Raw genomic sequence first — 14,389 nt, 5'->3', positions numbered from 1 at the left:
TGAGATCTTCAGACCCTCAATGCTTCGACAATAACCCTGAAGGCGGGCGAATTTTGCCGGCGGCTCGGATAATACAAATAATAGCCCGGGAACATCGGCGACCAGTCGTCGAGAACCTGGACAAGCTCTCCGGAAGCTAATTCATCTCCGACGAGGCTCTCCGGCACATAAGCGATCCCGTACCCGCTGACGGCCGCGTCGATCATGGCATACGACGTATTGAACGTCAGTTGGCCATCCACCCTGACCCGGACCTCTCCACTGTCTTTCTCGAACTCCCACACATAGAGCCCGCCTGCCCGGGCCTGCCGGTGGTTGATGCAGTCGTGACCAACAAGGTCGCGGGGTGTTTCGGGAGCGGCCCGCTTTGCGAGATAGTCCGGAGAGGCGACCGCGACCAAGCGCCAGTCAGGACCGATGCGAACGGCAATCATATCCTTGTCCAGGCTCTCACCAAGGCGCACGCCGGCGTCGAACTTCTCCTCAACGATGTTCCTGAAGCCGTTATCGCTGTTCAGTTCCACCTTGATGTCCGGATACTGCTTGAGGATCGAGCGAAGTTTCGGCCAGACGACGCTCTCCAGGGCGTGATCCGACAGGGTGATGCGTACCGAGCCGGTCGGCTTGTCCCTGATTTCCATCAGTTCGTCGATCTCGGTTTCGAGCTCCTCGATACGCGGCGCCAGCGAGCGGATGAGCCGCTCTCCGGCCTCTGTCGGTACCACGCTTCGGGTGGTGCGGGTCAATAGGCGCAGTCCCATTCGGGCCTCAAGCTTCTTGATCGTATGGCTGATCGTTGACTGCGAGGTGCCGAGCTTCGCTGCTGCCTTCGTGAAGCTTCGCTCTTCCGCAACCGCCAGAAACCAGAGCATGTCGTTGAGATCTTCGCGTTTCATCGCCGCCTCCTGCATCGTCCATTCATGTCATAGGTCGATAAGTCCAAGCGAATTGCAATGACTAATCATCGAACTGCACACGGCATATATTGCCGTCATGACACAACAAGTTCTCACACGACCTGAATTTCTCGATGGCGAAGCCGAACCAAACGCGGTGGCACCTGCCGCTTCGGCTGTACCCGTTGCTGCCTGGGGCGCGGTCATCTCGATGGCCCTGTGCGTCGCCGTGCTTATCGCATCGGAGTTCATGCCGGTCAGCCTGTTGTCGCCGATCGCTACCGAACTCGGCGTAACCGAAGGACGGGCAGGACAAGCGATCTCGATCTCCGGTATTTTCGCTGTCCTGACCAGTCTGTTCGTAGCGGGTCTGACACGGCACTTGGACCGGCGATTGGTTCTTGCGTCCTTTTCGCTGATCCTGGTGGTCTCAGGAACGATCGTCACCTTTGCCCCAAACTATCTTGTGCTGATGATCGGCCGAGCCTTGCTTGGGGTTGCCATCGGGGGCTTCTGGTCAATGTCGACCTCGATCGTCATGCGGCTGGTTCCAGAGGACTCTGTGCCCAAGGGACTGGCCATGCTGAATGCGGGCAACGCCATTGCCGCGACGATTTCCGCGCCGCTTGGAAGCCTGCTTGGCAGCTATATCGGCTGGCGCGGCGCCTTCTTTGCAGTTGTTCCGCTCGCCCTTGTGGCACTTGTCTGGCAGTGGATCAGCCTCCCGTCCCTGCCGCCGCAGCGCAACGAGAGATCGTCCAACGTCTTCCGGTTGCTTGCCCGACCGCCGGTCGCGATCGGGATGGCCTCGATCATGCTGCTATTCATGGGCCAGTTCGCGCTGTTCACCTATCTGCGGCCATTTCTGGAGACGGTAACGGCAGTGTCGATATCGACCCTCTCCCTTCTGCTGCTGTTGATGGGTCTGGCGGGTGTTGTCGGAACATATCTCGTCAGCCACGTGCTTCAGAAACGGCTGTTTCCCATTCTCGTGACAATCCCGCTGTTCATGGCACTGATTGCCTTGGGCCTGATTGCCGTCGGATCATCCGCTACGTCCACAGCCGCACTTCTGATCGGCTGGGGTCTGTTCGGCACGGCGGCACCTGTTGGCTGGGGTACGTGGCTGAGCCGCACGATGCCTGCCGACGCAGAGGTCGGCGGTGGGTTGCAGGTCGCAACCATCCAGCTTGCCATCACCCTCGGGGCGTCTACGGGCGGAGTCCTGTTCGACGCCGCTGGCTGGTGGTCAACCTTCCTGTTCGCTGCAGTTCTGCTGGCCGGGTCATCCCTGCTGGCCGTAGCGGCCTGGCGGTCAACGCATCTCTGAACACCAGCGGCCATTCCATTCAAATCACTGCACCTCAACAGGAGATATGCAAATGACAAACTACACGATCTCAGACGACACGCACACCTCGAGCACCGGTATCGATCGCCGCAACCTGCTCAAGATGACGCGCGCGAGCGTAGCCGCGCTCGGCGCGATGTCGATTTTCGACATGATGGAAGCACGAGCACAGGACATGTCCAATGGCGCATCCAATTTTTACACCAGTGACAAGGTGACTCTGCACAAGGTCACGTTCAAAACCCAGTACCAAACGTCTGTCGCCGGCAACCTCTACCTCCCCAAAGGCCTCGACCGGGCCGCCAAAAGCCCTGCCATCATCGTCGGTCACCCGATGGGAGCGGTCAAGGAACAGAGCGCAAACCTCTACGCCACAAAGATGGCCGAGCAAGGTTTTGTCGCCATGTCGATCGACCTGCCCTTCTGGGGTGAGAGTGAAGGCCAGTCGCGTAATCTGGTTTCACCGGAAGCCTATGCCGAAGCGTTTAGCTCCGGCGTCGACTTCCTCGGATCGAGCGACTTCGTGGATCGGCAGAATATCGGCGCGATCGGTGTCTGCGGTAGCGGCAGCTTCGTCATCAGCGCCGCCAAGATTGATCCGCGCATCAAAGCCGTTGCCACGGTCAGCATGTATGACATGGGTGCAGCCTTCCGCGATGCGCTCAACAAGTCGCAGACGGTCGAGCAGCGCAAGCAGTTCATCGCGACCGCGGCCGAACAGCGTTGGGCCGAGGCCGACGGCGCAAATATCCAGTACATCGGCGGCACCACGCTCGAACTGACGGCCGAGACAGATCCAATCCAGCGCGAATTCTACGACTTCTACCGCACGCCGCGGGGCGAGTTCACACCTGCTGGTGTGACCCGAGAAGCGACGACGAAGCCGACGCTGAGCAGCAGCGTCAAGTTCATGAACTTCTATCCCTTCAACGACATCGAGACCATCTCGCCACGGCCGATGCTGTTCATTTCGGGCGACCAGGCCCACTCGAAGGAATTCAGCCAGGACGCCTATAACCGCGCGTCCGAGCCGAAGGAACTCGTATGGGTCAAGGGGGCTGGTCACGTTGATCTTTATGACCGCGTCGATCTCATCCCCTTCGACAAGCTGAAGGGCTTTTTCGATCAGCACCTCGCATAGCAACAATCCTGATGAGGTTTTGCTCGTTGCCCACGCGGACTTTGCCGTTTGCGTGGGCAACATTCCAGATCCACCGATTGTGAGCCACAGCACGTGCGGCGTTTGTCTGCTTCCACCGCACGATTTGAAAGAAAAGATATGAAAGTGTTTCGCCGGTCCGCCTTGCTGGTTGCGCCGCTCGCCATTGTCCTCACTGGCTACTTCATTGTTGACACCGAGGTGTCGCTAACCCCAGCGTTTGCAGCGTCCAACTCCGTGACGTTTCCGCCGCTTGAACAGCTCGTGCATTACACAACGGTTCGGCGAGGCATCACCCGCGAGCATATGCTGACAAACCCGGCCGCTCTTGCGGCACTCAAAGCCGGGCAACCTGTTCCAACCGGTACCCATATGGTTCTCGTCGATTATCAGAGCGATGTTCTTACACGTTACCTCGTGGCCCAGAAGATTGGCGCTGGCGCGGATCAATGGGAATACCAGTGGTTTTGGCCAGATCGCAGCGTCAAGGCGGACGAGAATGTCGCCCGTTGCTACTCCTGCCACCGGTCACAACAGTCCGAGCAGTTCATGTTCACGATGAGCGGCGCGATGTCCGACGATGATCCGCTGTGACGGAGGCGGGATATCCGATGCTTCGCGTAGCTAGAGATCGTCTGCTTCTTCCGTCCGTCATGGCAGCCCTGCTCATATTGGCTCTCGCCTATTGGTGGCTCGACAATGGTCCGCATGAACTCTTCGGCACGGCCATGTTCGGGCTGCTCGGCTGGCACCTCACCATGAACCGGCGCTGGTTCCTGAAGCTCAGAAATGGCCGTTACAACGCGCGCCGGTGGTTGATCCTGGTTACACATGTCTGGCTTGGGATAACCATGACGGTGCTGATCGTGACCAGCGTGTTGATCTCACGCTCGGTTCTGAGCTTCGCCCAGTTCAGCAATGACGTAACAATCATCGAACTTCACTGGTTTTCGGCATATTGGGTTGCCATCATTGTTGCCGTTCATGCTGGAACTCATTGGACCCGCGTCATGACAGTGGCCGGGGCCGTTTTTCGGCTATCACCGTCACGCACCAGGTCCGGCGTGCTGCGGCTGGCTGCCCTGTTGCTTCTGGGCCTTGGCGCCTGGAGTTTTACGGTGCTCGGCGTGTCGACTAAGCTGATGTTCGGCTACAGCCTGGAGTTCTGGGATTTCACAAGTGGGGTCTCGCCCTTCTTCGCGTACTGGGCAACTGTGATGGCAGGCGTGGCCGTACTTTCGCACTACGCCATGATCTGTCTGAGACTGCTCAATAAAACGGGTATTTGTAAAACGGAAGATCAAACATGAAACAGATTTTTGGCGCAGGCTTCATCGCCGCCGCACTCACGCTCAACCTTGGAGGAGCCGCCTTGGCGCAGGACCGCATTCTGATTTCGTCTGATTGGGGCAATGTTTCCGCGGAACTGGCGGATAATGCCGCCGCTCGCGCGCTTGTCGCAATGCTGCCGTTGACGATCGAAATGGACGATCATCTTCGTCAGGAAAAGACGGGGGACTTGCCGAGCTCATTGCCGGCCGCTCCCCGTCAGCGCAAATTTTCCGCCGGTACTCTGGGTTTGTGGAGCTCGAGCGATTTCGTCATCTACTATCGCGACGGGCGCGTGCCGCAGCCCGGTATCGTGATCCTGGGACAGGTCAATGGAGACGTCTCGATGTTCGACCGACCCGGTAAGGTCACCGTCAAGGTCGAGAAGGCTCAATGAGCCGGCGTGATGGGCCCTTTAAACACAATCCACTCGTCTAGGGCGGATTCGATCCCGTCAATCAGGCTTCCAGTGGCGTCCCGAATTGACATCGCGCCTCCGGCGAATTCCCTATTTCGGGAGAAGCCCTGCCCCCCGGAAGCTCTTGATCATTGAGTCAAAAATGGAAATGTCAGAACGGCTGCGGGCGAGAAGCTGGGCACCAGCGATCGCCGCAAAGATAGCACGCGCTCGCTCCTCGGCTTCCTTAGCGGTTACCAGTTCGGCTTCGATCATGCGGTCATTGAGCCAGGCGACGTTGACGTCGGCGAAGGTCTGGACTTCCTTTCTGACGTGTTCGGGTAGATCATCGTATTCCGCCCCCAAAAAGCTGCCCAGGCAAAGGCGATTGCCGTTTTCGAGCGACATGCGGAATGTCTCTGGATACTCGCGCAAGCTTTCCTTCGGGTCACTATTACGGCTCGCCACCTCGTCCAGCCATGCCTTCGTGTCCTGCCAGTAACGCTCGGCGATCGCCGCCGCCAGATCAGCCTTGTTTGGGAAATGATAATAGATGCTGGCGGCCTTGATCCCGACTTCGGTGGCCAAGTCGCGCATGTTTAACCCACCGTAGCCGTGCGCTTGAGCGCTCAGTTTGCCCGCTGCCAAAATTGCTTCCTTCGCATTCACACTCATGTACGCCGCTCCCAGTTCTACCTACCGAATGTTAGATAGGGGTTGACGGACCAAAAAGAAAGCCCTAGCTTTTGTCTACCATTTGTTAGTTAGGGACGCATATTATGATAAACGACCTGATCTATTCCGACGCAACCAAACTCGCCGAGCTCGTCCGGACCAAGGACGTATCCCCTGTTGAAATCATGCGGGCGCATCTCGATCGCATCGAAGCGGTCAATGGCAACGTCAATGCAATCGTCACTATTGCCGACGGCGCACTGGAAGCAGCCAGCCGCGCAGAAGCCGCCGTTCTCTCGGGAGGGGAGCTCGGTCCGCTGCACGGTGTGCCGTTTACGGCAAAGGATTCGATCGACACTGCGGGTGTCCTTACCCAGCGCGGGTCACCGATCTTCAAGGGGCGCCTTCCGGACGAAAACGCAACCAGCGTCGCCCGCCTGAAGAAGGCCGGTGGCATCCTTCTGGCCAAGACCAACCTGCCGGAATTTTCTTACTGGATCGAGAGCGATAACCTTCTCTCCGGGCGTTCAAACAATCCATGGGATCTTGAGCGCACGCCAGGTGGATCGAGCGGAGGCGAGTCCGCCGCCATTGCAGCCGGAATGTCGCCTATCGGTCTTGGCACCGACCTCGCTATCTCCGTTCGCGGCCCGGCAGCCCAGACGGGAATCACGTCGATGAAAGCGACCCACGGCCGCGTGCCGATGACCGGCATCTGGCCCCGCGCGCCACGCCGCTTCTGGCATGTTGGCCCGATGGCCGGTCAGTCCGCGATGTCGCGCTCGCCTTTTCGCAACTGGCAGGACCCGACGGCAAGGATGCGTTTTCCAGCAGCACGACGATGTTCGATGCCGGCATTGGTCGCCAGCCTTTCCGCCAATTGCGCGTCGGCTGGATGGTTGGCCCGGGCTTTGGGCCGGTCGATCCTGAGGTCGCAGCCACCGTCAAGGCAGCCGCCGAGGCATTGAAAGACATCGGCGTTTCCGTCGAGCATGTCGGGATCCCGGCGCTGGAGCGCGACTTTGCGCTCGACGTCTTCAATCGGCTGCATGTGATGGAGATGAAGCCAGCATTTGAAGAGGCGACCGCTGGCCGCCGCGACGATGAACTCTATAAGATGGCAAAGACCATGTTGTCTCTGCCGGATACGTCGATGACGGACTATATCGACGCCGAGAAGGCGGCCGAACATATCCGTGACGGCTATGCCGACTACTTCTCCCGTTACGACGCGCTCATTACCCACGTGCTTCCAATTCCCGCCCACAAGCACGGGGTCGAGGAGTTCGTCATCGACGGAAAGACCGTCGATGCCACCTACTTGCAGGGCGCGACCGTGCCGTTGAACGTTACCGGCTTACCGGGAGTATCAATGAGGTTCGGCACAAGCAGCGAGGGCATGCCGATCAACGTCCAGATCGTCGGCGCCTGGCAGGCGGAGTCGACGATCCTGCACGTCGCGTCACTGCTTGAAAGCATAAGCCCAGTTCGTGGCCTTTATCCAGACCTGTGAACAGCAGTTATATAAAGTGTAACGGCGACGAGCTACCGTCGTTAGGCCTGTGCAAAAGCAACACCGCCGCGGATTGCTGCGGTGTTGCCAAATACTTGGTGACGATGCGGCATGTAGTCACGATGTGACTGCTGCATGGAAGCCCATTGTAGGCTGCCCGTCATGAGGCCGCTATTACTTCGCGGCCTCAATGATCAGCTTCGCCACCACATCCGGGTGCGACAGCATCACGACATGGCTGGCGGCCACTTCGACGGCTGTTGCCTTGAGACGCTTGACCTGGTCTCGCTACAGTTGGGGCTGGATCACCCTGTCATCGGTCGAGACGACCTCGAACGAGGGAACGGTGTGCCACGCGGCCTGGGTCAGAGGGGTCGAGATCGCCTTGACGCCAAATGCGCCCTGTGTCGCTGCGATCAGTTCCTGTTCGTCGCGAGGCAGATCCGGTGCAAAGTAGTCGAAGATGCCTTCGTCGGTGAATTTCAGATATCCGGCGTCATCTTTCACGATGAACGGCCTGCCGGGCGCATCCGGATATGGCTTCTGCGTATCGAGTACCGACTGGCCGACCTCTGGCGCATACGCCGCGACATACACGAGGGAATGAACCTTCGGATTGACACCCGCCTGCGTTATGACGGCGCCGCCGTAGGAGTGACCGACCAACACGACCGGGCCTTCAGCATTGGCAATGGCCCGGTCAGTGAAGGCGACGTCATTTTCCAGTGTGTCCAACGGGTTCTGGACCGCCACGACCTTCAGTCCTGCCTTTTTGAGAAGCGGTATGACCTTGTTCCAAGAAGAACCATCGGCAAATGCCCCGTGAACGAGGACAACGGTCTTGGCGCTAAAGTCTGCCGCAGCCACCGGCAGGGCGACACTGGCTGTGATTGCAACAGCCGAGATGAGCGAGTTCAGGAGTTTCATTTCATGCATCCTTTTTGAGAAATCATGGTGATCGGAAGGGAAATTGAGCGCGCAGTTGTCCCGATCCCGAAACAACCATTGTTGAAATCGGGCGCTACAACGCGCGATGAAGGGTCAAGCCACGGACATGCGGCCTTCAGAATGGGATCAGATTACGGTGCCGATGGTTATTTGGCTTTGGCACCATGTTTGGCGTAGGAGCGAGCGGGGACGAGAAGGTCGGCCAGAACCCCTGCGCCAGCCTCCGCGATGGCAACGTCTTCTGCGACGGTGCCACCGCTAGCGCCGATCGCGCCGATTACCTGCCCCCAGAATACATCCAAGGCGGTCGCCTTGGATTTTGATGTCTCGATCATCTCTCGGGCCTGTGCAGCGGAGAAGGTTGGTTTGAGGCTGATCATTTCGATATCCGATTTTCGGGTGGCCGACTGCCGTTTGCTGGTGGTCGGCCACGATGCTGAATGATCAGGCTGCCCGGATACGGGTCTGGCGCAGGGCGGTGAGCAGAGCTTCGGCGGCCTCGCCGGAAGATCCCGGATTCTGCCCGGTAATGAGCTGGCCATCCACGACCGTATGAACGCCCCAATCTTTTACCTTAGAGAACACGGCTCCCTGGGCGATGAGCACGTCTTCGACCAGGAAGGGTACGACCTTGGTCAGGCCAACGCCTTCTTCTTCGGTATTGGTGAAACCTGTGAGGTAGCGTCCTTGGGCAAACGGCGAGCCATCAGCATTCTTGACATGGCGCAGTACACCCGGAGCGTGGCAGACCAACGCGATGGTCTTGCCGGCGGCGATGAAGGATTCGATCAACGCAATGGAATTCTTGTCTTCAGTGAGATCCCACATCGGGCCGTGACCGCCGGGATAAAACACCGTGTCGAAATCCTTCTGGTCAACGCTGTCGAGGCGTACTGTCTGGGCGAGCTGGGTGTTGGCGTCGGCGTCTGCCTTGAAACGAGCCGTGAGCTCGGTCTGGAACATCGGTTCGTCGCTCTTCGGGTCGAGCGGCGGCTGGCCGCCCTTGGGCGAAGCAAGCGTGATCTCGGCGCCTGCGTCCTTGAAAACGTAATAGGGAGCTGCCAGCTCCTCCAGCCAGAACCCGGTCTTGCGGCCGGTGTCGCCAAGCGTGTCGTGCGAAGTCAACACCATGAGAATTTTCATCGTCTTATCCTTTGTTGGTCGCGGCCGGACCGGCCTGGATTGTCGATCAGCGCTGCTGGCCTTTCGATGAAGTGATCATGTCAGCTGGAGAGATATTTGAGAAATTTACTTGTTGGATTTTAGATATTCACGTGCGATTACATCTGGATGAAATACGATCTGAATCTTCTGCCAGTCTTTCTGGCTCTCATGGAGGAGCGGAGCGTCACCCGCGCCGCCAGCCGTCTCGGCATTACGCAGCCTGCGCTGTCGAATTCGCTCAATCGGCTTCGCGACATGTTGAAAGATCCGCTGTTCATCCGGGAGCGCTACGGTATCAGACCGACACAGCTTGCCGAGGAGATTGCGCCGACGATCGAGGCCGCATTGGCGCAGCTCGACGATCTCATCGTCCACCAGCAGGATTTCGATCCGGCAAGCGCGGAGCGGCTGTTCCTGATCGCTCCGAACAGCTACGTCGAACTGGTCTTGATGCCAGCGCTGGTGGCAAGGCTGCGAGAGCAAGCTCCGGGGATCAAACTTCGCATGACCCCATTCGGCAACGATCTAGCCGAGACGGGCGTTATTTCAGGGACGACGGCTATGGTCTTGGGGCGGATTATCGATCCGCCTGACAACCTCGTGGTCCAGCATCTGATGGACGATGGACTGGCCTGCATCGTGCGCCGCAACCATCCGGATGTCAAAACAGGCTTGACGCGAGATCTTTATGAAAGCCTGAAACACGTCAACGTCCTGCCACCCGGCCGCATTCGAGCGGGCGTCTTCCAGGCCTTGGGACAACAGAAACTAAAGCGTGAGGTCGCGGTATCAGTGACGCATTTCCTGTCAGTTCCAGAGATGGTCGCGGTGACCGATTATTGCGCAACGCTCCCGCGCCTGATCTGTCGCAGTCTCGAGCGAGATCCGCGTCTAAAGGTGGTTGAAGCACCTGTCGACCTCGGAACCTTCCCGGTCGAAATGGCCTGGCATGTGCGGTATCGTGATGATCCCGCACACCGCTGGCTCAGGTCCCTTGTGACTGAACTTGCCAAAGATGTCGTGACGCAATGAAAGCCTTTTTTTGCGCGCTCCGACAAAGTGTTCGGCGGTATCGCCTTGACAGGATCTGAACCCTCGACCCCTCATTTCGATGTCATGATACAGTCCCACTATCGTGGCTGTTTCCTCCAGCTTGCGGCAGTCCGTGTAGTAGCGGCTGATCTCCACCGATCATTCACGACATTCTTCGAAAGCGTTGCGCCTGGGGCTTCGGCGCATCATCGGGCAGGGTTCAGATGCCTCTTAGATCTGGTCAGATCAAACGAACAGCAATCCAACGACACACTCAGCAACGCTGAAAGGTCATGATTTTCCGTCTCATGTAGGAATGTCTCCGAGGAAAAACTCAACACGGAGATAGCCATGATCGGAAATTCTTTCCCAGACCAGTTAAACCCAAAAGAACATCTTTTTGCAGCGCCGTTGCCGCTCCGCCGCAGCCTGCTGATCGCTGGTCTTTCTGCCCCGGTTCTGGCGGCAATGCCCGCCACTGCGGCAACCAAAACCACCTCCACCAAGGTCAGTAATACCGCCAAGGAAGGCCGCGATATGAATTATGTCACCACCCCCGACGGCGTCGAGATCTTCTACAAGGACTGGGGCCCCAAAGACGCCCAGTCGCTCGTTTTCCATCACGGATGGCCCCTCTCTGCTGACGACTGGGACGCCCAGATGCTGTTCTTCCTTGGCAAGGGATATCGCGTGATCGCCCATGACCGGCGCGGCCATGGACGTTCGGGCCAGGTTAGCGATGGCCACGACATGGATCACTATGCAGCAGATTTCGCGGCGGTTGCCAAACACCTCGATCTTCGCAACGCCATTCATATCGGTCACTCCACAGGCGGCGGCGAAGCAGCGCACTATGTTGCCAAACACGGTCAGCCGAACGGGCGCGTGGCAAAGCTAGTGCTGATCGGTGCCGTGCCGCCGATCATGGTCAAGACGAAAGCCAACCCCGGCGGCCTGCCGATCGAGGTCTTCGACGGCCTCCGCGCACAGCTTGCCGCGAACCGCGGTCAATTCTACTACGACCTCGCAAGCGGCCCCTTCTACGGCTTCAATCGTGAAGGCGCCAAGACGACTGAGACCATCGTCCAGAACTGGTGGCGCCAGTCGATGATGGGCGGCGCCAACGCGCAGTATCTCGGTATCAAGGCGTTCTCGGAAACCGACTTCACAGAGGACTTGAAGGCGATCACCGTGCCTACCTTCGTCATGCACGGCGATGACGACCAGATCGTACCGGTCGCCGACGCCGCGTCCCTTTCGGCAAAGCTCCTGAAGAACTCGACACTTAAAATCTATCCTGGCCTCCCGCACGGCATGTGCACGACGCATGCCGAGATCGTCAACGCCGACCTGCTCGCCTTCATCAAGAGCTAGTCGGCTGGGAAGCGGCGCCATCCGCCGCCGGCGCCGCTTCCCGTTTCATTCTGCAACTGATAACTGCTACCAAAAATTGTGTCGGGTACAGCTTCACTTAGGCGTGGGGTGCCTTTGCACATGCTACCCCCTCGATCGGTTGAGCGGCCTTCGCGCTTGGTACCCTGTTCCTAAACTCTGGAACAGGTCGGGATAGCCCCGTAGACGATATCCCTGATCCAGAGAGAATTTTATTCTTCCCCGTACTCGTCCCCGAGCCCGTTGGAAGGAACCGCCCATGGCTCTCTTTAGCATCAATGAGCAGCGCCCGGCTGAGACAGGCATCAAGCCCCCGGAAACGAGCGTGACGCCGGACCGAGAGATGCAGCGCGTGCTACGGACTGCGCCAGTGGAAACCTTCCGTATCGAAGATCCTTTCGACACCCGGCTCGCCCGCTGGAAGCACAATCCATTCCACGAGATCGTGCAGCCCATGACCGACAACGTGATCATGACCTATCTTGGAGCGATGCAGCGCCTGGAACGTCGGTCTGGAGGGGAATATTCGACGGGCATGGGACGGCGTGGCAGCATCACGTTCATCCCGGCCGGCTCCAGTTCACGCTGGGATATCCACGGTCCTATGGACATCGTGCAGCTTTATCTGTCGCCGCAACTTCTGGACCGTGTCGCACGAGAATCCCCAGGCGCAGCACGGCCGCTGAACGAAAGCACGGCGCGGCCGGACAACACCATGGCAACACTGCTCGAGTTGATCCTTCAGTCACCCGGCGATCCGGTTCACCTGGAGGCGCTTTATCGCCAGCAACTGGCGAGTTTGATCGCCATCCACCTGGTGAAGACCCATAGCGGCTTTGTCGAAGCTGCCGATAAGGCCGTGGGTGGGCTTGCTCCGAGAGTTTTGCGCATGTCGCTGGAGCGACTTTCCTCGGAAAATGGCGGGGATTTTTCGTTGGGCGCGCTCGCCGAAGCCGCCAATCTTTCGCGCTTCCACTTTTGCCGTGCGTTCAAGATGAGCACAGGGCTTACGCCGCACGAATGGTTGCGCCAGAGACGGATGGAACAAGCGATGGTAATGCTGCGCGACCCGCTCCAGCAGATCACCGAAATAGCCGGAACGCTAGGCTATGCAACGCTCACCGCTTTCTGCGTCGCGTTCAAGCGCAATACCGGCATGACACCTGGCGAATGGCGCCGTGCGGCCCTATGACGCGAAATAGACATCGGATCGCTACCGCGCTTAAAAGCCACGGCAGCCGACCCTTCGGGGACCGACTGCCGGTTTTCGTGCAACGGGTGGGTGCAAGATGACCGATCGTTTAGTGCTCGCGCGGCGGAAGGAACCCTTTGACGGTAGCGAGCTCAGGCCACGGCAGCACCGTCTCGCCCGAAACTCGCCAGTCGCCATTCACTCGACGCAGCCGCAGCTCGTGGAACGCCGGCGACGCGCTATCACTCATGCGTCGGTAAAGAACCGCGGTCGCCTCGTCGCCCTGCTCTTCGATGTGCAATATCCGCTTTTCGGTCGAAAGAGGCCTTTCGCCGGTATCGCGCCTTGCGCGGAATTCCGCGAACATTTCCGTCTTGGAAAACCGCGCGATAGTGCCGTCTTCTGTCAAAACAAGGAAGCCGAGATCCTCTGTGTAAAGGTTCTCCATCTCCTCCATACGATAATTGCTGCCCGTTTCCGCCAGGCGATCGATGAACGCGACGATCTCGGGATTATGCTGCTCGTTCATAACGTTACTCCTTCAAGCCAGAGTCATGCCGCCATCGACATAGAGTTCGATACCGTTGACGAAGCTCCCTGCATCGGAAGCAAGAAACAATGCGGCACGGGCCAGTTCCTCCGGTCGTCCCATTCGGCCTGCGGGAATGAGGGATGCCATGTAATCTTCGAATGCCGGGCGATCGGCCTCCGAAACACCCAGCTTCCCGAGGATTGCTGTTTCGACCGGCCCAGGGCTCAGGATGTTCACGCGAATCTTGCGTGGCTTGAACTCGATGGCCCAGTTCTTGGCGAAGGCAGCGACAGCAGCTTTCGAGCCAGCATAGACAGTGTGGTCCGGAAGAACCTTCGTCGCGGCAAGCGAACTCGTGACGATGATATTACCGCCATCGCGGATCAGCGGGGCAATTTCCTGCACGCCGAAGAACACACCGCGGGTATTGGTGGCGAAGTGGCGATCGTAGTCGTCCGGCGTCACGTCGCTGGAGGCGGTGAGGTTGATGACGCCGGCATTGGCCATGTAGACATCCAGACCGCCGAAGCGGGTTTTCACCAACTCCGCGAGCATTTTGTGATGTTCCAGATCGCCGACGTCGCCCACCAACCCGATGGCGCCATGGCCGATCTCGCCGACCGTCTGATCGACGACGTCCTGACGTCTGCCGGTGATGATCACCTGCGCTCCTTCTTGCGCGAAGAGAAGTGCAGTTGCTTTACCGATGCCACTGTTGCCGCCGGTGATGACGGCAACCTTGTCCTTGAGTTGTTGCATTTGATTATCTCCTTTTTCCATCGAGACAGAGATAAATCCTTGCGTGACAT

Annotated in this window: 15 protein-coding genes and 1 pseudogene; 9 read left to right on the top strand and 7 right to left on the bottom strand. The window is 58.6% G+C overall.

Going from position 1 to position 14,389, the window contains the following annotated elements:
• Positions 1–8: 8 nt before the first annotated feature.
• Positions 9–896: a LysR family transcriptional regulator gene (locus ASG68_RS08365; RefSeq protein ID WP_062609496.1), complete on the bottom strand. Its 888-nt coding sequence runs from the start codon at positions 894–896 to the stop codon at positions 9–11.
• Between the two features lie 97 nt (positions 897–993).
• On the opposite strand from ASG68_RS08365, the gene ASG68_RS08360 reads away from it, so the two are divergent.
• The 5 genes from ASG68_RS08360 (at position 994) to ASG68_RS08340 (ending at position 5,132) form a co-directional block, all read left to right on the top strand.
• Positions 994–2,226 (top strand): MFS transporter, encoded by a 1,233-nt coding sequence (locus ASG68_RS08360; protein ID WP_244484147.1) that lies wholly within the window; start codon positions 994–996, stop codon positions 2,224–2,226.
• Positions 2,227–2,278: 52 nt separating this feature from the next.
• On the top strand, positions 2,279–3,388 hold the full coding sequence (locus ASG68_RS08355) for an alpha/beta hydrolase (protein ID WP_156384839.1): 1,110 nt from the start codon (positions 2,279–2,281) through the stop codon (positions 3,386–3,388).
• Positions 3,389–3,526: 138 nt separating this feature from the next.
• Positions 3,527–4,000, top strand: a complete 474-nt coding sequence (locus ASG68_RS08350; RefSeq protein WP_062609347.1) for a cytochrome P460 family protein — start codon at positions 3,527–3,529, stop codon at positions 3,998–4,000.
• Between the two features lie 17 nt (positions 4,001–4,017).
• A complete protein-coding gene (locus ASG68_RS08345) occupies positions 4,018–4,716 on the top strand; it encodes a hypothetical protein (RefSeq protein ID WP_082553968.1) in 699 nt (232 codons plus the stop codon).
• On the top strand, positions 4,713–5,132 hold the full coding sequence (locus ASG68_RS08340; protein WP_062609346.1) for a cyclophilin-like fold protein: 420 nt from the start codon (positions 4,713–4,715) through the stop codon (positions 5,130–5,132). The genes ASG68_RS08345 and ASG68_RS08340 overlap by 4 nt, the downstream gene beginning before the upstream one ends.
• A 111-nt stretch (positions 5,133–5,243) precedes the next feature.
• Here ASG68_RS08340 and ASG68_RS08335 read toward each other — a convergent pair whose 3' ends face one another.
• Complete coding sequence (locus tag ASG68_RS08335; RefSeq protein WP_062609345.1) at positions 5,244–5,807, bottom strand: TetR/AcrR family transcriptional regulator; 564 nt, start codon at positions 5,805–5,807, stop codon at positions 5,244–5,246.
• Positions 5,808–5,911: 104 nt separating this feature from the next.
• On the opposite strand from ASG68_RS08335, the pseudogene ASG68_RS08330 reads away from it, so the two are divergent.
• Positions 5,912–7,320, top strand: a pseudogene (locus tag ASG68_RS08330) (amidase).
• 288 nt (positions 7,321–7,608) lie between these two features.
• On the opposite strand, the gene ASG68_RS08325 reads toward ASG68_RS08330, so the two are convergent.
• The 3 genes from ASG68_RS08325 to ASG68_RS08315 form a co-directional block, all read right to left on the bottom strand.
• Complete coding sequence (locus ASG68_RS08325; RefSeq protein ID WP_244484146.1) at positions 7,609–8,247, bottom strand: alpha/beta hydrolase; 639 nt, start codon at positions 8,245–8,247, stop codon at positions 7,609–7,611.
• Between the two features lie 167 nt (positions 8,248–8,414).
• Complete coding sequence (locus ASG68_RS08320; protein WP_062609344.1) at positions 8,415–8,648, bottom strand: hypothetical protein; 234 nt, start codon at positions 8,646–8,648, stop codon at positions 8,415–8,417.
• A 64-nt stretch (positions 8,649–8,712) separates the two neighbouring features.
• Positions 8,713–9,411 carry a type 1 glutamine amidotransferase domain-containing protein gene (locus tag ASG68_RS08315; protein WP_062609342.1) on the bottom strand — a complete coding sequence of 233 codons (699 nt, stop codon included), beginning with the start codon at positions 9,409–9,411 and terminating at the stop codon, positions 8,713–8,715.
• 147 nt (positions 9,412–9,558) lie between these two features.
• On the opposite strand from ASG68_RS08315, the gene ASG68_RS08310 reads away from it, so the two are divergent.
• The 3 genes from ASG68_RS08310 to ASG68_RS08300 all read left to right on the top strand — a co-directional run bounded on the left by ASG68_RS08310 (position 9,559) and on the right by ASG68_RS08300 (position 13,048).
• Complete coding sequence (locus ASG68_RS08310) at positions 9,559–10,464, top strand: LysR substrate-binding domain-containing protein (protein WP_062609340.1); 906 nt, start codon at positions 9,559–9,561, stop codon at positions 10,462–10,464.
• Positions 10,465–11,001: 537 nt separating this feature from the next.
• Positions 11,002–11,838 carry an alpha/beta fold hydrolase gene (locus ASG68_RS08305; RefSeq protein WP_062609491.1) on the top strand — a complete coding sequence of 279 codons (837 nt, stop codon included), beginning with the start codon at positions 11,002–11,004 and terminating at the stop codon, positions 11,836–11,838.
• A 277-nt stretch (positions 11,839–12,115) separates the two neighbouring features.
• Positions 12,116–13,048, top strand: coding sequence for a helix-turn-helix transcriptional regulator (locus tag ASG68_RS08300; RefSeq protein WP_062609339.1), 933 nt, complete (start codon positions 12,116–12,118; stop codon positions 13,046–13,048).
• Between the two features lie 109 nt (positions 13,049–13,157).
• Here ASG68_RS08300 and ASG68_RS08295 read toward each other — a convergent pair whose 3' ends face one another.
• Together ASG68_RS08295 and ASG68_RS08290 are read right to left on the bottom strand one after the other, a co-directional pair.
• Complete coding sequence (locus ASG68_RS08295) at positions 13,158–13,577, bottom strand: hypothetical protein (protein WP_062609337.1); 420 nt, start codon at positions 13,575–13,577, stop codon at positions 13,158–13,160.
• Positions 13,578–13,589: 12 nt separating this feature from the next.
• Positions 13,590–14,339, bottom strand: coding sequence for an SDR family NAD(P)-dependent oxidoreductase (locus ASG68_RS08290; RefSeq protein WP_062609335.1), 750 nt, complete (start codon positions 14,337–14,339; stop codon positions 13,590–13,592).
• Between the last annotated feature and the right edge of the window lie 50 nt (positions 14,340–14,389).

Origin of the sequence: Rhizobium sp. Leaf453, from assembly GCF_001425605.1 — a bacterium.
Classification (GTDB): Bacteria; Pseudomonadota; Alphaproteobacteria; order Rhizobiales; family Rhizobiaceae; genus Pararhizobium.
The sequence above is the reverse complement of the archived record's forward strand: the minus strand, read 5'-3'. Positions and strand labels throughout refer to the sequence as shown.